Genomic DNA, 18,196 nt, shown 5'->3' on the forward strand with positions numbered 1-18,196 from the left:
TATAATGGTGAAATCTACGTAAATAAGATTTCTATGTATGAAGAAACTAATAAAATGGTAATCAGGACGTTGATTGTCCGGAATACTTTTGTTTGACGGTCTTCAGGAATCTCTCGGACCAGGCACAGCGTATTGGTCAATTTATTTATATAAAACAAAATGAACACGGCAAACAAAATGAAAAAAGCTATCATATGAGATTCCCCCTCTCCTCACTGATACATATAACATTACCAAAAAAATGATGAAAAAGATAGCAATGACTCCTAATAAATAGCAAAAGAAAAGCTTCTCCAAGATGAGAGGCTTTTCTTATTTATAGTTGCATATCTTTATGAATCAGCAGCCATGCAATATGCACAGTCTTTTCTAAGACTTTTGAAACAGAATTTCAAAGCTTTCATCGGCTTCTTCAATGAAACATTCTTTCGGCGCTTTGGAAAGCTGACTCAAAAAAATAAAATCAGTTACACATAATCCGGTATGAAAGGCGATTCCCAGGCAAAAGTAGTGCAAATATGCAGGAAATTGCATGAGTCCTGCCAGCATAACCGCCGTGACAATTATAAAAGGTGTAAGACGCGAAAGGGTCATACTTACTTTGCTTACATTGCAGTTCGTTTTCAAAAAGAGAATCGGCATGTATGACTGGAACTTCAGTTTAAGGGATACCCGGTAACCGTACATCCATAAAGGCACAGCATGAAGCAGTTTGTGACATGGCACGATGCATATGATAAACATAAGCAATAAGAAAAAATGATCTTCTTTCAAATGGATAGAAGGAAAAACGACCACAAGCGGTAAATATATGCTAATAAAGGTAATCATCATCGTTAATACAGAGACTATAAAAAGTCTATGGAATCCATAATCTTTTGAAAGATTAATGGTTTTCCAGCAATTCATTTCAATCACCGTCCGAAAGTTATAAATGTTCATGCACGAGCATGATTGGTCAAGTCCTTACATACTTTACGATGTTCAGTTGGAAAAAGCAATATGAAATTTCACGTGTAAACGGTTAAAATAAAATAAGTAAAGTTTTACAAAATAAGAAACTTTCGAAAAAGGGAAGAATGATTTAAAATAAATAAACGAAGAAGAATGAAAGAAGTGAACCTTAGTGGAATCCTTGGAAAAACGAATAGCAAATTTGGAGTACTACCAGAGGTTGCTTGTAAAGATGGTCGACGCTGATCAATACCCTTTTTATCTGTCGGTCATGAATGCAGGTTTATCTGCTGAAGAAATTGAGGACATTCACCGCATTTGCGCGGAGCTTTTGAACATGCTTGCAGAACAAAAAGAGCAAGGACTCCTCGATTACATGAGTCTCCTTACTCTTTTCGCCGGACAGCTGAACCATAAGCTTCCAGTTAATGAGACGATTCTTGCTTTGCATAAGCAGGGAATGTATGTGCCGCTGATGACAGAGTTCAAAAAAATTATTCGGAAATAGCTGAAGCCGTTTCAGCAGCAGGTTCTTCCCGTTTTTTAAGCTTCCGGTTTTCCTCAACAAATTCCTTCTCAATATTCGTAAAGGAATGTTCGAAGATCTCCATAAAGTCATCTCCGTATATGTTTCGTATGATACACATCATTTCCATTATTTCAGGAAATTTCCCATACAAATTTTGAAGCGGCAGAGCGCCTTTAAAAACAGCATTTCTGCTTGGATCATAGTCTTCTAAAAGCTTCAGCAAAATTTCTTCGCCCTGATCCGTCAGCTGAATGTACGTATTGCGTTTGTCATTCTGCTTTTTCGAAAACTCAAGATAGCCTCTCTCTTCAAGCTTCTTTGAAAAGTTGAATGCAGTAGATACATGCATCACTCCAAATTTAGCAATCTCTGAAATCGAAGCACCCTTTAAATGATAAGCAATCCATAAGATGTGATGCTCATTGATATTCAAATCATAGGGCTTAATCCATTGCTGCCAGTCTTTTTCGATGGATTTCCACAATGCTTTGCTGAGCTGCGCGATTCTCTGGCTGAATAAAAGTGCTTCTTTTATAGAATAATCCTGCTCGTTACGTTTCATCCCCAGTCACCTACTTTTTCTCTTTTGCTCTTATATTCTATTATGCCAATAAAATAAAGATTAATAAAGATTAAATTTACAAAATTTTTAAATAAATCTTAAAAGCATAGGAAAAGCGTTGTTTTTTCGGACAAAAAAAAAGAGCGGCATGTGAGATAATCTGCCGCTCCAGCAAGTGAATTGCTTTGTCTACAAAAATATTCTATTTGTTTAAAGTTTGTTCTAATTCTTTGATTTTCAGTTCGATTTCATTAATTTCTTTTTGAAGCTCATTTTTATGAGGCTCAATTTCTTCCTGCCAGGTCTGAATGGATTTTTGAAGATCTGATGTTACATCTTTTAGAACTACAGCACTTTCTTGAGCGGTTTTAACCACTTGATCTTTAAGTGAGACACTGTCATCTTTCAGCTGAATTAAAATATCTTCTAATTTTTGTTTATTTTGTTTTAACTGGCTGCGCAAATCTTTTCCGGAAGACGGAGCGGAGAGGATTGTTGCTATACCTCCGATAACGCTCCCGACTAAAAGACCTGTCATTAATGATTTTCCTTTTGCCATAGGTATCACTCCATTTGAGAATAATTGTATGTACTTTTAAAAGCAATAAACAGGAAAGTCCTTCTTTTATAAGTACCCCTTGTGAGGATAGATAAACGCTGTTTTATTCATAGCTTATGATGCTTTCGCATAAATATGAGTAAAAGGGGGGAGGAGCTTGGCTGGCGTCATCTTTCTATTTTTTATCATAAGCTTGCTTTTTTTTACGGGTGCTTTTCATTACCTCAAACTCGCGCAGCAATCAGCATCCTATCCGCCTAAGCATGTTGTTCATCAAAAAGCTGCTGTGCTTGCAGGGGGTGGAACACTTGCACTGCTGATCGGCATTTTATTCTATTCTTTCCAATAGGCTTCATTTTCATAGATTTTGACAAAAAACCCGACCGGCTAGGATCGGGTTTTTTCTATGTTATTGAGCAACAATGTTTGAACGTTTCATGATTGTCTGTACAATCGGATAAATGAAAACCATTGCGATGGTATTAAGGGCTGTTGCCGGTAATACAACTGCTATGAATAACGCCGTAAATCCTGCACCGCCTGGAAGACCGACAATGAATAGTGCGGCTGTCAGAAAAACAGTACCGGAAATCAGTGTGCCGGCAGCTGTCAGGATTCCTGCTCCTGCAGTTGATGCAGCATATTTCTTAATCACAATGACTAAAAGATAAAAAACAAAGGCAGTCACAAATTTATCAATGACATTCGGCAGAAGTCCGCCTGGAAAACTGGTAGTTAATCCGGACAGCACACCCGTAACCGCTCCAAGTAAAAACACATTGCGGATGTGAGGGAACAGCAGGATGCCTAAGAACATCATAGTGAGCATCATATCCGGCTTCATCCCATTAAAAAATGGCGGGATAATTCCGTGTAAAGCAAGCCCCATTGCGACAAATAAAGATAAAACAACTAATACTTTTGTATTCATTTCTCAACTCTCCTCAGACTAAGCTCTTTTTTTGGAACTCCCCAATAATGACCTATGTCTTATTGCGGGAGAACTTACAGAATAGTATAACAGGTATTTCTGACCTTGTAAAAAAAATTATGTGTGCTTTTTTTGAAATTCAGTCATGAATTCAACAAGTGCCTCGCATGCTTCGAGGGGCACAGCATTATAAATGGAAGCTCTGCAGCCGCCTATTGACCGGTGTCCGGCCAGACCTGAAAAGCCTTTTTCAATGGATTCTTTTAGAAAATCCTTTGTCAACTCTTCATTTTTAAGGGTGAAAGTCACATTCATTGCTGATCGGCTGTCCTTTTCGGCATGCCCTTTATAAAATCCGCCGCTTTGATCGATGCAGGAATAAAGCAGGCCCGCTTTCTTCTCATTCAGTTCTTCCATTGCTCTTAAACCGCCAGTTTCCTTGATCCATTCCAGTACAAGGGAAAGCATGTAAATTGCAAATGTCGGAGGTGTATTATATAGAGAATTCTGCTTTGAATGTGTACTGTACTTTAAAATAGCCGGTATTTCCGCATTTGCATTCTCAAGCATTTCTTTTTTTACAATTACGACGGTTACACCTGAAGGGCCGAGGTTTTTTTGAGCTCCTGCATAAATAAGCGAGAAACGGCTGACGTCAATTTCCCTGCTCATGATATCGCTTGACATGTCGGCAATCAGCGGCAGTTTTGTGGAAGGGAAGGTTTTCCACTGCGTGCCGTAAATTGTATTATTTGAGGTTAAGTGCACATAGCTTCCTTCTGCTGGATCTTCAAAGCTTTTCGGAATATATGTATATCGATTTTCTTTACTTGATGCAATAATCGACGTTTTGCCTATTTTTCCTGCTTCTGACTGTGCTTTTTCAGACCATACTCCGCTCATTATAAAATGGGCGGGAGAATCGCTTTTTAAAAAATTCATTGGAATCATGGCAAACTGAAGGCTTGCACCGCCTTGCAGGAACAGGACCTCATACTCTTCTGGAATGGACATCAGCTCTTTTAATAAAGATGCTGCGCGGCTGTGAACTTCTTCGTAAGGTTTGCTTCTGTGGCTGAGCTCCATGACTGACATGCCTGTACCGTTAAAATCAACTAATTCGCTTTGCGCTTTCTCCAAAACAGCAAGAGGTATTGCTGCTGGCCCTGCGTTAAAGTTATACGTTCTTTTCATGGGAAAATAACACTCCTTACTTTGATGCGCTGATTGATTAAATTTCTATTTCATTATCCTAACATGAAATGGAGAGTTGGAGTCGGAATTTTTGAAAAATAGTAAAAACAGCAAAAAAACCCGCAAAATGCGGGGTTAGAGCAGGCCTTCTTGTATGGATGATGCGATTTGCTTTAAATCTTCTGGTGTATATTCTTCCGTATGTGTTTTCCATACAGCGCCAAATCCATCGCCTTTTCCGTAGCGCGGAATCAGGTGAATATGATAGTGAAACACGGATTGACCGGCTTTTTCGCCGTTATTATTAAGGATATTCATGCCGACTGGCTCAAATTGTTTTTTTATCGAATTAGCGATTTTTGGAACAACCTCAAATACATTGCGGGCAATGTCAGGTGTCAGATCGTAAATATTTTCTTTATGTACTTTTGGAATAACCAGTGTATGTCCCTTTGTCACTTGACTGATATCCAGAAAAGCTACCACATGCTCGTTTTCGAAAACCTTTGCTCCTGGAATCTCCCCGTTTACAATCTTACAGAAAATACATCCGCTCATCATGTTTCATCCCTTTCTCAAATTAAACTGAATCTTAACCGTATTTTACCATAAATAAATGGAGGATTAAATTGCCGGAAACAAGACATTAATAGGAGGTTCTTTTCTTAGGAGGCTCCCATGCTTCCCGCGGAAAGCAAGTTCTTCTCGTTACAAGGAACGGACAACATTTATAATCAAAAACAATATCTATGCCATATAAAAAGAAAAACAGGATGATCACAAGGATCATCCTGTCCTGAAGAGGAAAACAAACTGTCGCAGCTTAAAGATAAGGCTCGCAAAACTCTTTGTCATCTCCCTCATTTGCTTGGAAATGAAGGTTAAAAAAGAGTGAATTGACTAACATTGTACAAAGCAACCATCTCCTAGTTAAGAAAATCACATAAAGGATAAACTCTTAACAAATCAGTAAACGGTCTTTGACGAACACCTCATTTAAAAATGAATTTATATAGGAGCATCTATTACAAAAAGTAACGGCCCGTAGACACCTCATCTCGAAATGGAAATTGATCATCATTTTATCAATGTTAACTTACTCATGGATTCCTTAACATAAACTGTCTTTAACACACACCTCATTTGAAATGAATGTCTGTGACAACTGCTTTCCTCTACACTCATTATGATGTCCTGAAATGATTTGATTATGCATCGTAAATTAGCAAAAGTGCCATCTGATTTGTTAAAATAAAAGAAAACGGTGAAGGGACGAAAACATGAGCTTATTAAAAGTAAATCACCTGACAGGAGGATACACGCGCAATCCTGTCTTAAAAGATATTTCATTTGAAATTGAAAAACACCAAATTGTCGGTCTGATTGGCTTGAATGGCGCGGGAAAAAGCACAACAATCCGTCATGTGATCGGGTTAATGGAGCCTCATAAAGGCGAAATTGCCATTAACGGCATTTCCTTTCACGAGCAGCCGACTGAATACCGCAGCCAATTTTCATTTATTCCTGAAACGCCGATTCTTTATGAAGAATTAACGCTTTATGAACACTTGGAGCTTACGGCGATGGCGTATGGACTAACTCAGGAAACATTTAAACAGCGTCTTCAGCCATTGCTGTCTGAATTCAGAATGGAAAAAAGACTAAAATGGTTCCCAAGTCATTTTTCAAAAGGCATGAAGCAAAAAGTCATGATTATGTGTGCGTTTTTAGTTGAACCTGAGCTCTACATCATTGACGAGCCATTTGTGGGGTTAGATCCGCTGGCAATTAATGCACTGCTTGAAATGATGAACAAAGCAAAACAAGACGGAGCGGGAATTTTAATGTCAACGCATATTTTAGCAACAGCAGAACGCTATTGTGATGCATTTATTATTTTACATAACGGAAAAATCAGAGCAAAAGGAACGCTTGAAGAGCTTCGTTCGGAGTTCGGAATGATGAACGCAACTCTTGATGATTTGTATATTCAGCTGACAAAGGAAGATCAAAATGAGCAGCATTGATCAAATTTGGAAAACCCGGTTAGAGGCTCATATGAAAGAAGTGCAGTCTTATACAAAATATATGTTCAATGACCATTTAATTTTTGTCCTTGTATTTTTGGGAGCAGGCGGTGCTCTATCTTATCAGGAATGGCTGAAAACAATGCCTGATGAGTTTCCTGCACTGGCGATCTTAACCGCGGTATTTGCACTCATTATTACGGCATCGAGTGTTCGGACACTTTTAAAAGAACCTGATTTGGTTTTTCTATTGCCGCTGGAAGAAAAAATGGCCGGCTATTTTCAAAAAGCCCTTGTGTACAGTTTCTTCAGTCAGCTGTATGTGTTTTTGATTGCAGCATTAATCCTCGCCCCAATGCTTTTCAGGGCTGAGAACTTGACTGGGACAGACTATTTGGTCATCTGTGTTCAAATCCTTCTTGTAAAAGGGTGGAATTTAATGCTGAATTTCAGAATATCTTTTTATACTGAACCTTCAGCGAAGATCTATGATTTCATTGTCCGCCTTGCTATCAATGCTTTAACTATTTTCTTCCTGCTGTCAAAAGCCTATATCTATGTATTTGTAATGTATGGTGTGATGGCGGTGCTTTACATCTATTTTCAAAAAGCAACAAAGGCAAAAGGAGTCAAGTGGGAGAAGCTGATTGACAAGGAGCTTGAGAAAAAACAATCCTTCTACCGGATTGCAAACCTCTTTACAGATGTCCCAAAGCTTACGAAAAAAGCAAAGCGCAGAAAGTATTTAGATGGATTCCTTGCGTTTGTTAAGTACAGACAGGAAAGCATCTACAGTTATTTGTATACAAGAGCATTTTTCCGCTCAAACGATTATCTTGGCATCTTTATGCGGCTGACAATTATCGGAGGAATTGTTCTTTATATTATCCCGACAAATCAGTTTAGTTTGCTCGCAATAGCCATCCTTGTTCTCTATTTGACAGGTATTCAAATGATCGGGCTTTATAAGCACTACGATATGCTTGCTCTGCCGGACTTATATCCCGTTCAGCGGCAATATAAAAAACTCAAATTTCTTAAACTGCTGTTTATCATGATAGTAAGCCAGCATATGATATTAACTCTGATTGCCCTTCTTTCGGGAAATATCATCCCGGCCCTGATTCTTTTTGGAGCAGGTTTCATTTTTGCCTATGTGTTTGTTTATCTCTATGTGAAATCAAGGCTGGTTAAAATGGATGCCAGCGTATTCTAGGGTAAAGGCAGCTGATGCAAATGATTTATGAAAAACAGCTGGAAGAAGATCTTTTTCAGTGGAAAAAGAAGTTGCTTAGAAAATCTTCTAGGTTTGAGCGTGTTTCTAAAAAAACACAAACGAAGATAAACGAGCGCATTCCGGAAAAAGTCCATGCAATTATTACCGAAAGCATAAAAAAAATGGTGCAGGCGACACTTGCGGGTTCTAACCTCACGACAAGCGAAAAGAAGCTTGCTGGACTGTCACTTGAAGAAAAAGAAAAGAAAGTCAGGCAAACGATCGGCACCTTTCAAAAAACAGCTGCTGTAGAAGGAGCAGGGACCGGGGCCGGAGGCATTTTCGGATCGGCTGCTGACTTTCCTTTGCTGCTGGGCATCAAAATGAAATGCTTATTTGAAATATCCACGCTATATGGATTTGATCCTAAGCAATATGAGGAGCGACTGTTTTTGCTCTATGTCTTTCAATTGGCTTATTCCAGTGACGAACATCGAAGAAATACGTTCGAACGGATTGAAAACTGGGAACTCAAAAAAGATGATCTTAAAGAGATTGACTGGCAAACCTTTCAGCAGGAATACAGAGATCACATTGACCTTGTCAAACTGCTGCAGATCATGCCGGGGATCGGGGCAGTTGTAGGCGGTGTTGCTAATTATCACCTTGTCCGGCATTTAGGGGAAACGGCAATGAATTGCTACCGTCTTCGGATTATGAATAAATAAAAAGAGTGCGATTTATAGAATCGCACTCTTTTTCTGCCTTTGTCCTTATTTCTCAACTGCAACAGCATTGTGTTCAGACTGATACGTCAATAATGCCAAACTGAGTGTTTTTGCTGCAATCAGCATCGATTTTTCATCAATATCGAATTTAGGATGATGGTGAGGATAAGCTGTTTCAGTGTAAGGAGGTTTTGCTCCTGTGAAGAAGAACGTGCCTTTTACATGCTGCAGATAATAGGCAAAGTCTTCGCCGCCCATTTGCATTGGACTTTCTTCAACAATCTGGACACCTGGAACCTTTAATGCAAGCTCAGCAAGCTGTTCGGTTTCCTCGCGGTGATTAACAACAGCCGGGTAGCCTCTCACGAACTGATATTCGTAGTCAGCGTCATAAAGGGCACAAGAAGCCTTGACGGCACGTTCAATTTCTTCCTCAATCAAAGTGCGCACCTCTTCATCAAATGTCCGGGCCGTTCCAATCAGCACGGCTGAATCGGCAATGACATTAAACGGATTTTCAGCAACAAAAGATCCTACAGATACGACTGCAGAATGAACGGGATCGACTTTTCTGCTCACAATCTGCTGCAGGTTCATGACAAGCTGGGAGCCGATGACGACTGCATCTTTCGTTTTGTGAGGCTGTGCACCGTGTCCGCCTTTTCCATTAATCGTAATCTGAAACCGATCTGCAGCAGCCATGATAGGGCCGACGCGGTATTGAATTTTGCCTGCTGGTTCGCTTGCCCATAAATGAGTCCCGAATATGACATCAACCCCGTCTAAGCATCCATCTTCAATCATGGATACCGCTCCGCCCGGTGCATATTCTTCAGCATGCTGGTGAATAAATACAACGCTGCCTTCAAGCGTGCTGCGATGTTTATGTAAAACCTTTGCTAATATCAGCAATGTCGCAGTGTGGCCATCGTGGCCGCAGGCATGAGCCACACCGGGAACAGTCGATTTATAAGGAACATCCTTTTCATCCCCGATCGGCAGTGCATCAAAATCTGCGCGGAGAGCAATGGTCTTTCCGGGCAAATCTCCTTTGATAACAGCAACTACTCCGTTTCCGCCCACACCTGTTCTGGCTTCGATGCCAAGTTTATGGTAAAACTCGGCAATGTAAGCTGCCGTTTTGAATTCCTGGAATGAAACCTCCGGATGCATATGAAGATAGCGTCTGATCTCAACCATTTCTTCAAAACCCGCATCTAAATCTGAACATATGTCAGTATACAAAATTTTTCATCCTTTCTTTTTGAACGCTTCTATTCACCAAATCATTAATAAGATAAAATAAATGCAGATATTACAATAAATTCTAGAGAAATTGTTTGAAAATTACAAGAATAAAGTTTGGAAGGGGCTAAAAGATGAAAAAAGGGTATTTAATTGCCTGTTTTCTAATGCTTACAATTGGAATAATCGTCTCGATGGATTCTGAATTTACCAAGCGGGCAGATGCGGCTGCGCGTGAGGCAGTATCATGGGTTCACCATTCAGATTTTCTGCTCGCTATTGTGGATGGGATAGGTTTCCTGGCTTCTAAAACAGGAATCATAAGCTTATTGGCTCTTGCCATTATCTTACTCGGACTTTTATATAAGCATATTCTTCAGCCGCTTATGATTGTGCTCGCCGTTTATTTTGGAGACCTCCTGAATAAAGCGCTAAAAAACTATTTTGGGCGTGAAAGGCCTCTTGAACCGCTGCATATTGAAGAAGGCTTCAGTTTTCCGAGCGGGCATGCGATGGTCGGTGTTCTCTTTTATGGATTTTTAGTCTATTTGCTGGCAGGGAAAATAGCGTCAGCAGCTGTAAGAAGGTGGCTTTACGCTGCTGTGTGCATGCTGATGCTGCTGATTGGCATGAACAGAGTTGCAACGAATGCTCATTTTTTATCTGATGTAGCTGGCGGATATCTCATTGGTCTGATTTGTTTACTCCTTGTAATTGCGGTCTATGATAAAGTGAATGATTTTCTAGCTGCTGCAAGAAGCAAAAAGAGCGGCGTTTCTGTTTGACGTCTTATATGGTATTTAAAACAGGCACTTCTTTATGAATGCCTGTTTTTGTGTTTATGATGTTATATGTCAATAATAAAACCGGATTAAAACAGAGACCGCTTTTCATTCCTCTTTACAGTAAAAACATCGCCACAATCGTGGTCACAATCAAACCAATTGTCACAGGAAGAATGTTTCGTCTTGCAAGTTCAAATGGATCGACTCCGCATATGGCAGCAGCGGGAATAAGCGCCCATGGAATGATCGTTCCTCCGCCTACCCATATGGCTGTGATTTGCCCTAAGGCTGTTAATGTGGCTGCTCCAGTACCAATAGCCGTGGAAATTAAACTGGCAATTGAGCCTGCAAGGGATATCCCTGAAAATCCGGAGCCATCAAGACCGGTAAGCACGCCGACACCAGTCAGTGTAACCGCTGCAACTTCTTTAGTTAAAGGAACAACAGATGCGAGGGCCACCCCAAGGTCATTTACAATTCCCTGTGAAGTTTTTGGTAAAAAATCGCCGACAATTTTAACAAATCCGGCATCTCCCAGATAAAAGAAAGCTGCAATCGGAATAACTGGTCCAAACACTTTAAAGCCAAATTGAAACCCCTCAATCATGTATCCTGTTGTTTTTTCAAGACTTGCATTTCTGTGAGCGAGCAGACAAACAGCAAGCAGAATGACCAGTGCCGTTCCTCCAATTAAAGCTGTTGCATCTCCGCCCTGCAAGTTAAGCTTAACCATCAGCAGAATATCAATCACAAATAATAGTGGAATAAACAAGGCCATGAAGAGTTTCATCCTGCCAGTCAGCAGCTCCTTTTTCTTCTCGGCTGAGATTGGCATTGTAAGAGACGGAAAAGACTTACCCAGCTTCATATCTCTCATTAAGAGGAAATAAGCTGTTATGGTAGTAACAGTCCCCATCACAATAACGAGCGGAATGGATGCACTGATTACATCGCCAATCGGAAGACCGGCTGCATCTGACGTAAGTTTTGGAGCAGCCTGAATGACAAAGTCGCCTGAAAGCGCAATGCCATGACCAAATAAGTTCATGGCCATTGCCACACCTAATGCGGGGAGACCAGCCTTTATCGCAGCCGGCAGCAGAACAGCGCCAATCAGGGCAACAGCGGGTGAAGGCCAGAAAAACCAGGAAATGGTCATCATTAATAATCCAATAGTCCAAAATGCAAGTGTTGGATTGCGAATGATCTTTGTGAATGGCGATACCATTGATTCATTTATCCCGGTTACTTCTAAAATCTTGCTCATTGAAACAATGATGGAAATCACAAGGATCGTCGGCAGCAGCTCAGTAATAGCAAAAATGAAACTGTTGAAAACACTTGTAATTGAATGGCTTAAGGAATGGCTTGCAGCAAAAGAAACTACAATAATCCCGATAATGCTGACAACGGTTGTATCCCGTCTGAAAAGCATGAATCCTATAATACTTATAATAAAAAACACATAAAACCAGTGTATGAGAGTTAACTCAGCCCCCATAGTGATCACTCCACTCCTGTATAAATGCCTAGATTCCTGTAATACAGGTTATGTGCGGAGCAGGAGGTTGTGATTGTTATTTTTAAAGAAATGGGGGTACTATTTTAGTAGAATGCTGTCATTTCCAAGGAAATATTGTCACCGTACCCCGAAAAGCGGAATCGCCCGTTCTGGCCGAGGAGCTGGGCGATGGAGCTAGACAGCCCCGAAAAGCGGAGCCGACTGCTCAGGCCCGACAGACAGATAAGAATTCACCCGAAAAGTCCGGTTTTGACTTTTTGGGGTGAATTTGTTCTGGCCGAGGGACTAGGAGGCGTAGCTGGACACCCCCGAAAAGCGGAGCCGGCTGTTCATAAGACAAGCACAAATGAAAGAACCCCCGCAAAATGCGAAGGTTCAGTTCTTTCATTAATTTATCCGGTTACAGTATGATAGGTTGTTACATAAGAAGGTCTTGGGAATATCGGCTTTTGGTCTACACCTTCGCTTGTCCCTCTTTTTTTATGTGCCTGTTCATACGATTTTGAGGCCTGCCAGTTTTTAAAGGACGATTCATTATCCCATAGCGTAAGAATGACATAAGTATCATCATTAACAGGTCTGAGCACACGAATTGCGACAAATCCGGGTTCGCCTTCAATCATTCGTGCCCGTTCTTTGAAGCGCTGTTCAAAGAGAGGCTTCCCTTCATCAGATACAGGAATATTGTTCAGGACAGCATAGCTTCCATTTTGGAAATCACCAGCACCATCAAGAACTTCATACTTTTTAGGCTCCTTAAAAAGGGAAGGGGCATCGCTTTCATGTAAGAGAATCGCTTTATCCTCATTTTGCATAAGAAGCATTTTTTCATTTTGATTTTCAGATGCTGTTTTAGCTAAATAGTCTGCAGTTCCAAATGTGACATAAAAATTCATTTTACATTCACCTCTTTTTGTTTCATTATAACAATGATTCCATAATTATTGCTATTTTCAGCCTCCAGTGTACATATTCATTCCTTTATTTAACAATAATAAGAGTATCTAAATTTAACGAATTGTAGGTGATGACATGCGAAAAAAAATCATTCTCTCTGCCAGTGTTGCACTATCTACAGCTGTAATTGCTTTTGCAGTCTACCTGCTCATTTTAGTGATCGGCGATTATTCTATAGATGAGAAAAAGCTTGTCATGGATTCGACTACCACTTTAGTGGATTTAAAAGGCAATAAGGTTGCGGAGCTGTATTTGCAGAACCGCGAGCCCGTAACGATTAAAGAAATTCCGGAGCATGTCCGCAATGCATTTATTGCTGTAGAAGATCAACGGTTTTATGAACACAATGGAATCGATATGAGGGCCATAACGAGGGCTTTGTATAAAGATTTGCTTGCCGGCCAGAAAGTGGAGGGCGGAAGCACGATCACACAGCAGCTTGCCAAAAATACATTTCTCTCTACTGAAAAGTCTCTTCTGAGAAAAACCAAAGAAGCGGCCATTGCGATGAGTCTTGAAAACAAATACAGCAAAAATAAATTGCTTGAACTGTATTTGAATCAAGTTTATTTCGGTCATGGTGCGTATGGCATTCAAAGCGCTGCACTTTACTATTTCAATAAGGATGCAAAGGATCTGACGGTCGAAGAAGGTGCGATGCTTGCCGGCCTCCCAAAAGCACCTTCTAATTATTCTCCGGTTCTGCATCCTGAAAAAAGCAAAGAACGCCGGGACACGATTTTAAGTCTGATGGGTGATCAGGATTATTTGACACCTGAAGAAGTCGTCCGTGCACAAGGGAAGACGCTTGGTTTAAATATCTCTGAAGAATCCGAATCACCTTGGCTTACAACATACATTGATATGGTAATGGACGAGGCAAAAGATCGATATGCTTTATCAAATGAAGAATTAATGCGGGGAGGCTATACAGTCACAGTCCCTATAAATACAGAAATGCAGGAAACAGCTTATGAGCTGTTTAAAAAAGGAGAATACTTTCCGGGAACAAATCAGCATGCAGAAGGAGCATTTGTCCTACTTGATAATAAAACCGGCGGCGTACTGGCTGCGATTGGCGGAAGAAATTATACACAAAAAGGGTTTAACCGCGTCAATACGATGAGGCAGCCTGGCTCAACGTTTAAACCGCTTGCCGTATACGGACCGGCAATGGAAGAAGATGAATTCGGCCCTTATTCATTGCTCGAAGACAAGCCTGTCTCATATAACGGGTATCAGCCAAGAAATAATGATCAGCAGTACGAAGAAGAAGTTACGATGTATGATGCCATTGCTGCATCTAAAAATGCACCTGCTGTTTGGGCATTAAATGAAATCGGGATTTCTAAGAGCAAGAAGTACCTTGAGAAGTCGGGTCTTTCTATAGAAGATAACGGTCTTTCAATCGCTCTCGGCGGACTAAAAGAAGGAGTTTCGCCATTGCAGCTTGCAAATGCCTACAGATCATTTGCCCAGTACGGCGTTTATAGTGAGCCGTTTGTTATCCAGAAGATAGAGGACCGTGAGTCCAAAAAAGTTGGTGAAGTGAAACAAGAGAAGAAGCGGATTTTTTCTTCTCAGACTGCATGGAACATGACAAGGATGCTTCAAGAGGTAGTTGAAGACGGAACAGGCCAGACAGGAACATACGGAGGCGAACTTGCCGGAAAAACAGGCACAACTTCATATGTCGATAAAAAAGGCGCTGTAAAAGATGCGTGGTTTGTAGGCTACACGCCTAAAGTCTCAGGTGCCCTCTGGATGGGCTATGATAAGACAAACAGTGAACAGCATCTGACTCATGGCAGTTCTTTTCCAACAAAACTATTTAAAGATATTTTAAGAAATTCTTCGATTGACCAGAATGTGGCGTTTAGCCTCCCAAAAGGTGTAGAGGATCTCGAAGAGCCAATCAGGCTGAAAAACCTTGGTGCTGTTGAAGCAAAGTATACATTTAAGCCGCTCGGTTTATTTACTGTCACACTGAACTGGGAAGCTCAAAAAGATGACCGGGTTATCTATAGAATTTATGAAACAAGCGGAAATGAGGACAAGCTTGTCGGTTTTGTGAAAGGAAAGGATTCCTATGAAATTCCTTATGCCAATCTTTTATCAGAAGCTGCCTATAAAATTGTTCCTTATAATGAGCAAACCGATCAAGAAGGCAAAGGATCAAAACCGGTCAAACCAAAACTATTTACAACGGCTCCATACTAGCTGGTTCCAGCAGCTTTCCTATTAAGCAGGACGGATCCCGGCAGATAAGTCAAAACCGGACTTTTCTGAGGGATCCTTTTTTGTCTGCCTGCGCTATACGGTTGATTGCGCTTTTCGGTGGTGTCTAGCTCCACCTCCTAGTCCCTCGGCCAGAACGGCTCCGTCTGTAAAGGCAAAAAGCGCCTTTTCAGCCGGATCCTTATCTGCCTGTCGGGCCTGAACAGTCGGCTCCGCTTTTCGGTGGTGTCCAGCTCCGCCTCCTAGTCCCTCGGCCAGAACAAAATCCTCCAATTAATTGGGGAACCCCATGAATTAATTCGGAAACCCCTTCAATTAAATTGAAAACCCCATGAATTAATTCCCAAACCCCTCCAATTAAATTGAAAACCCCATTAATTGGGTATTGGCTCCTCGTACTGGCAGTCGGCATCGCTTTTCAGTGGTGTCTAGCTCCGCCTCCTAGTCCCTCGGCCAGAACGGCTCCGTCTGTAAAGGCAAAAAGCGCCTTTTCAGCCGGATCCTTATCTGTCTGTCGGGCCTGAACAGTCGGCTCCGCTTTTCGGTTTTCAGTGTCAATTTATTGACATTTATTTGTGAAATCTATACAAGCAAGGGTGAAACAGTTATAGTGTAAGGAGCAAAAACAAGGAATAGCGTGTTTGTTTTACATAGAAAGGTGGATTTGAGGATTTATGACGGATTCAAAGCAGTTTAATGATACATTCCTTAGGGCGTGCAGAGGTGAAAAAACAGATCATGTTCCTGTATGGTATATGAGGCAGGCAGGAAGATCGCAGCCGGAATACCGTGCAATTAAAGAAAAATACAGTCTGTTTGAGATTACGCATCAGCCCGAGCTGTGTGCATATGTCACAAGATTGCCGGTAGAGCAGTATGGTGTGGACGCGGCTATTTTATATAAGGATATCATGACACCGCTTCCATCAATTGGGGTGGATGTAGAAATCAAGTCAGGCATCGGTCCTGTTATTGATAATCCAATCAGGTCGCTCTCAGACGTTGAAAAGCTTGGTGAAATTGACCCTGAAAGCGACATTCCATATGTGCTTGATACGATTAAATTGCTGACAACAGAGCAATTGAATGTTCCGTTAATCGGCTTTGCCGGCGCTCCATTTACGATGGCAAGCTACATGATTGAAGGCGGACCGTCTAAAAACTACAACAAAACAAAGGCATTTATGTACGCTGAGCCGAAAGCATGGTTCACGCTTATGGATAAGCTTGCAGACATGACCATTATTTATTTGAAGGCTCAAATTAAAGCAGGGGCAAAAGCGATTCAAATTTTTGATTCATGGGTCGGCGCTTTAAATGAATCAGATTATCGCTGCTTTATTAAACCTGTCATGGAACGCATTTTCACCTCGATGAAGGAAGAAAATGTCCCGATGATTATGTTCGGGGTGGGAGCAAGCCACCTTGCACATGAGTGGCATGATCTGCCGCTTGATGTAGTCGGACTTGATTGGAGACTGCAAGTAGATCAGGCACGCTCCATGGGACTTACAAAAACATTAATGGGAAATCTTGATCCTGCGATTCTCCTGGCCCCTTGGGAAGTAATTGAGGAGCGGGCTAAAGACATTCTTGATCAGGGCATGAAGCAGGACGGCTATATTTTCAACCTTGGACACGGTGTATTCCCTTCTGTTAATCCGGATGTTCTCAGAAAATTAACAGGTTTCATTCATGATTATACAAAAACTGCCAAGCGTGCGTAGAGCATTTGATTTGGAATCTTGCCCTTAGTAATGGCAAAATAAGACTAGATCTTATAACTAACCAAGAGGTGTAGGGAAAAATGACAAAGAAAACAATGGGTCTGCTCGTTATGGCATACGGAACTCCATATAAAGAGGAAGACATTGAACGCTATTACACACATATTAGACACGGCCGTCCGCCTGCTCCTGAAATGCTTCAGGATTTAAAGGACCGCTACGAAGCAATTGGCGGCATATCTCCACTTGCCAAAATCACATTGGATCAGGCTAAATCCCTTGAAGAACATTTAAATGCTGTTCAGAATGAAGTGCAATTTAAAATGTACCTGGGACTTAAACATATTGAGCCTTTTGTTGAAGATGCAGTGAAGCAAATGAAGGAAGATGGCATTGAAGAAGCTGTCAGCATCGTGCTTGCTCCTCATTTCTCGACTTTCAGCATCAAATCATATAATGGCCGGGCAAAGCAGGAAGCAGAAAATCTGGGCGGACTAGAGATTACATCTGTTGATAGCTGGTATAAAGAGCCTAAATTTATCGATTACTGGACGGGAAAAGTAAAAGAAACATATGCGTCAATGACCTCAGATGAACGAGAAAAAGCGGTTTTAATTGTATCTGCCCACAGCCTGCCTGAAAAGATTATTGCAGCGGGAGATCCATATCCTGATCAGCTTCAGGAAACAGCAGATTTGATTGCAGAAGCTGCAGGCATTGAAAACTATGAGATTGGCTGGCAAAGTGCAGGCAATACGCCTGAACCGTGGCTTGGACCGGACGTTCAGGACTTAACCAGAGATCTATATGAACAAAAAGGATATCGTACGTTTGTCTATATTCCAGTCGGCTTCGTTGCGGATCATCTAGAGGTTTTATTTGATAATGATTATGAATGTAAAGTGGTTACAGACGAACTTGGCGCGAAGTATTACAGACCGGAAATGCCGAATGCCCAGGATGAATTCATCGAATGTCTGTCAACGGTTGTTTTAAAAGAATTATCTATGAAAAAGTAAACA

General features: G+C 41.1%; 20 protein-coding genes. 9 read left to right on the plus strand and 11 right to left on the minus strand.

Annotated features, from left to right (window positions below):
• Positions 1-14 precede the first annotated feature (14 nt).
• The gene (locus tag ABEQ24_RS12865) at positions 15-194 is read right to left on the minus strand and encodes a hypothetical protein (RefSeq protein ID WP_070879396.1); all 180 of its coding nucleotides are present in this window, start codon (positions 192-194) and stop codon (positions 15-17) included.
• Between the two features lie 175 nt (positions 195-369).
• The gene (locus ABEQ24_RS12870) at positions 370-909 is read right to left on the minus strand and encodes a DUF3267 domain-containing protein (RefSeq protein WP_430007150.1); all 540 of its coding nucleotides are present in this window, start codon (positions 907-909) and stop codon (positions 370-372) included.
• 265 nt (positions 910-1,174) lie between these two features.
• Between ABEQ24_RS12870 and ABEQ24_RS12875 the strand changes: the two genes are divergently transcribed.
• Positions 1,175-1,462: a DUF1878 family protein gene (locus ABEQ24_RS12875; protein ID WP_430007151.1), complete on the plus strand. Its 288-nt coding sequence runs from the start codon at positions 1,175-1,177 to the stop codon at positions 1,460-1,462.
• Here ABEQ24_RS12875 and ABEQ24_RS12880 read toward each other — a convergent pair.
• Both ABEQ24_RS12880 and ABEQ24_RS12885 read right to left on the minus strand, forming a co-directional pair.
• Entirely contained in the window at positions 1,449-2,045 is a 597-nt protein-coding gene (locus ABEQ24_RS12880; protein ID WP_430007152.1) for an HTH-type transcriptional regulator Hpr, read from the minus strand. The genes ABEQ24_RS12875 and ABEQ24_RS12880 overlap by 14 nt on opposite strands.
• 202 nt (positions 2,046-2,247) lie before the next feature.
• Positions 2,248-2,604 carry a YtxH domain-containing protein gene (locus ABEQ24_RS12885; protein ID WP_430007153.1) on the minus strand — a complete coding sequence of 119 codons (357 nt, stop codon included), beginning with the start codon at positions 2,602-2,604 and terminating at the stop codon, positions 2,248-2,250.
• A 157-nt stretch (positions 2,605-2,761) separates the two neighbouring features.
• Here ABEQ24_RS12885 and ABEQ24_RS12890 point away from each other — a divergent pair, with 157 nt between their 5' ends.
• Positions 2,762-2,953, plus strand: coding sequence for a hypothetical protein (locus ABEQ24_RS12890; RefSeq protein ID WP_430007154.1), 192 nt, complete (start codon positions 2,762-2,764; stop codon positions 2,951-2,953).
• Between the two features lie 60 nt (positions 2,954-3,013).
• Here the strand turns inward: ABEQ24_RS12890 and ABEQ24_RS12895 are convergent, their stop codons facing one another.
• The 3 genes from ABEQ24_RS12895 to ABEQ24_RS12905 form a co-directional block, all read right to left on the minus strand.
• The gene (locus tag ABEQ24_RS12895) at positions 3,014-3,535 is read right to left on the minus strand and encodes a tryptophan transporter (protein WP_430007155.1); all 522 of its coding nucleotides are present in this window, start codon (positions 3,533-3,535) and stop codon (positions 3,014-3,016) included.
• Positions 3,536-3,652: 117 nt separating this feature from the next.
• Positions 3,653-4,729, minus strand: a complete 1,077-nt coding sequence (serC, locus tag ABEQ24_RS12900; protein ID WP_430007156.1) for a 3-phosphoserine/phosphohydroxythreonine transaminase — start codon at positions 4,727-4,729, stop codon at positions 3,653-3,655.
• A gap of 135 nt (positions 4,730-4,864) precedes the next feature.
• Positions 4,865-5,287, minus strand: coding sequence for an HIT family protein (locus ABEQ24_RS12905; RefSeq protein ID WP_430007157.1), 423 nt, complete (start codon positions 5,285-5,287; stop codon positions 4,865-4,867).
• A 722-nt stretch (positions 5,288-6,009) separates the two neighbouring features.
• Between ABEQ24_RS12905 and ABEQ24_RS12910 the strand changes: the two genes are divergently transcribed.
• Genes ABEQ24_RS12910 through ABEQ24_RS12920 form a run of 3 tightly spaced genes read left to right on the plus strand, consistent with a single transcriptional unit; the run spans position 6,010 to position 8,700 of the window.
• A complete protein-coding gene (locus tag ABEQ24_RS12910; protein ID WP_430007158.1) occupies positions 6,010-6,756 on the plus strand; it encodes an ABC transporter ATP-binding protein in 747 nt (248 codons plus the stop codon).
• The gene (locus ABEQ24_RS12915; protein WP_430007159.1) at positions 6,743-7,972 is read left to right on the plus strand and encodes an ABC transporter permease; all 1,230 of its coding nucleotides are present in this window, start codon (positions 6,743-6,745) and stop codon (positions 7,970-7,972) included. The genes ABEQ24_RS12910 and ABEQ24_RS12915 overlap by 14 nt, the downstream gene beginning before the upstream one ends.
• Before the next feature lie 23 nt (positions 7,973-7,995).
• Positions 7,996-8,700 carry an EcsC family protein gene (locus ABEQ24_RS12920; protein ID WP_430007218.1) on the plus strand — a complete coding sequence of 235 codons (705 nt, stop codon included), beginning with the start codon at positions 7,996-7,998 and terminating at the stop codon, positions 8,698-8,700.
• Positions 8,701-8,745: 45 nt separating this feature from the next.
• Here ABEQ24_RS12920 and ABEQ24_RS12925 read toward each other — a convergent pair whose 3' ends face one another.
• Positions 8,746-9,900, minus strand: a complete 1,155-nt coding sequence (locus ABEQ24_RS12925; protein ID WP_430007219.1) for an amidohydrolase — start codon at positions 9,898-9,900, stop codon at positions 8,746-8,748.
• Positions 9,901-10,079: 179 nt separating this feature from the next.
• Here ABEQ24_RS12925 and ABEQ24_RS12930 point away from each other — a divergent pair, with 179 nt between their 5' ends.
• Entirely contained in the window at positions 10,080-10,730 is a 651-nt protein-coding gene (locus ABEQ24_RS12930) for a phosphatase PAP2 family protein (protein ID WP_430007160.1), read from the plus strand.
• A 115-nt stretch (positions 10,731-10,845) separates the two neighbouring features.
• Here the strand turns inward: ABEQ24_RS12930 and ABEQ24_RS12935 are convergent, their stop codons facing one another.
• Together ABEQ24_RS12935 and ABEQ24_RS12940 are read right to left on the minus strand one after the other, a co-directional pair.
• Entirely contained in the window at positions 10,846-12,231 is a 1,386-nt protein-coding gene (locus tag ABEQ24_RS12935; protein WP_430007161.1) for a hypothetical protein, read from the minus strand.
• 413 nt (positions 12,232-12,644) lie between these two features.
• Positions 12,645-13,148 (minus strand): antibiotic biosynthesis monooxygenase family protein, encoded by a 504-nt coding sequence (locus tag ABEQ24_RS12940; RefSeq protein WP_430007162.1) that lies wholly within the window; start codon positions 13,146-13,148, stop codon positions 12,645-12,647.
• A 136-nt stretch (positions 13,149-13,284) separates the two neighbouring features.
• Between ABEQ24_RS12940 and ABEQ24_RS12945 the strand changes: the two genes are divergently transcribed.
• Positions 13,285-15,429, plus strand: a complete 2,145-nt coding sequence (locus tag ABEQ24_RS12945) for a transglycosylase domain-containing protein (protein ID WP_430007163.1) — start codon at positions 13,285-13,287, stop codon at positions 15,427-15,429.
• A gap of 93 nt (positions 15,430-15,522) precedes the next feature.
• Here the strand turns inward: ABEQ24_RS12945 and ABEQ24_RS12950 are convergent, their stop codons facing one another.
• Positions 15,523-15,720 (minus strand): hypothetical protein, encoded by a 198-nt coding sequence (locus tag ABEQ24_RS12950; protein WP_430007164.1) that lies wholly within the window; start codon positions 15,718-15,720, stop codon positions 15,523-15,525.
• A 401-nt stretch (positions 15,721-16,121) separates the two neighbouring features.
• On the opposite strand from ABEQ24_RS12950, the gene hemE reads away from it, so the two are divergent.
• A complete protein-coding gene (hemE, locus tag ABEQ24_RS12955; RefSeq protein WP_430007165.1) occupies positions 16,122-17,174 on the plus strand; it encodes a uroporphyrinogen decarboxylase in 1,053 nt (350 codons plus the stop codon).
• 80 nt (positions 17,175-17,254) lie between these two features.
• The gene (hemH, locus tag ABEQ24_RS12960) at positions 17,255-18,193 is read left to right on the plus strand and encodes a ferrochelatase (protein ID WP_430007166.1); all 939 of its coding nucleotides are present in this window, start codon (positions 17,255-17,257) and stop codon (positions 18,191-18,193) included.
• The last annotated feature ends 3 nt before the right edge of the window (positions 18,194-18,196 follow it).

Origin of the sequence: Metabacillus idriensis (assembly GCF_050483325.1) — a bacterium.
Taxonomy (GTDB): Bacteria; Bacillota; Bacilli; order Bacillales; family Bacillaceae; genus Bacillus_P; species Bacillus_P idriensis_A.

Excerpts from the sequence above, each read along its gene's own strand:
- ABEQ24_RS12895 (WP_430007155.1), bottom strand. The coding sequence starts at position 3,535 with ATGAATACAAAAGTATTAGTTGTTTTATCTTTATTTGTCGCAATGGGG.
- serC (WP_430007156.1), bottom strand. The coding sequence starts at position 4,729 with ATGAAAAGAACGTATAACTTTAACGCAGGGCCAGCAGCAATACCTCTT.
- hemE (WP_430007165.1), top strand. The coding sequence starts at position 16,122 with ATGACGGATTCAAAGCAGTTTAATGATACATTCCTTAGGGCGTGCAGA.
- ABEQ24_RS12870 (WP_430007150.1), bottom strand. The coding sequence starts at position 909 with ATGAATTGCTGGAAAACCATTAATCTTTCAAAAGATTATGGATTCCAT.
- ABEQ24_RS12865 (WP_070879396.1), bottom strand. The coding sequence starts at position 194 with ATGATAGCTTTTTTCATTTTGTTTGCCGTGTTCATTTTGTTTTATATA.
- ABEQ24_RS12885 (WP_430007153.1), bottom strand. The coding sequence starts at position 2,604 with ATGGCAAAAGGAAAATCATTAATGACAGGTCTTTTAGTCGGGAGCGTT.
- hemH (WP_430007166.1), top strand. The coding sequence starts at position 17,255 with ATGACAAAGAAAACAATGGGTCTGCTCGTTATGGCATACGGAACTCCA.
- ABEQ24_RS12910 (WP_430007158.1), top strand. The coding sequence starts at position 6,010 with ATGAGCTTATTAAAAGTAAATCACCTGACAGGAGGATACACGCGCAAT.
- ABEQ24_RS12880 (WP_430007152.1), bottom strand. The coding sequence starts at position 2,045 with ATGAAACGTAACGAGCAGGATTATTCTATAAAAGAAGCACTTTTATTC.
- ABEQ24_RS12905 (WP_430007157.1), bottom strand. The coding sequence starts at position 5,287 with ATGAGCGGATGTATTTTCTGTAAGATTGTAAACGGGGAGATTCCAGGA.
- ABEQ24_RS12925 (WP_430007219.1), bottom strand. The coding sequence starts at position 9,900 with ATGGTTGAGATCAGACGCTATCTTCATATGCATCCGGAGGTTTCATTC.
- ABEQ24_RS12915 (WP_430007159.1), top strand. The coding sequence starts at position 6,743 with ATGAGCAGCATTGATCAAATTTGGAAAACCCGGTTAGAGGCTCATATG.
- ABEQ24_RS12935 (WP_430007161.1), bottom strand. The coding sequence starts at position 12,231 with ATGGGGGCTGAGTTAACTCTCATACACTGGTTTTATGTGTTTTTTATT.
- ABEQ24_RS12930 (WP_430007160.1), top strand. The coding sequence starts at position 10,080 with ATGAAAAAAGGGTATTTAATTGCCTGTTTTCTAATGCTTACAATTGGA.
- ABEQ24_RS12940 (WP_430007162.1), bottom strand. The coding sequence starts at position 13,148 with ATGAATTTTTATGTCACATTTGGAACTGCAGACTATTTAGCTAAAACA.
- ABEQ24_RS12945 (WP_430007163.1), top strand. The coding sequence starts at position 13,285 with ATGCGAAAAAAAATCATTCTCTCTGCCAGTGTTGCACTATCTACAGCT.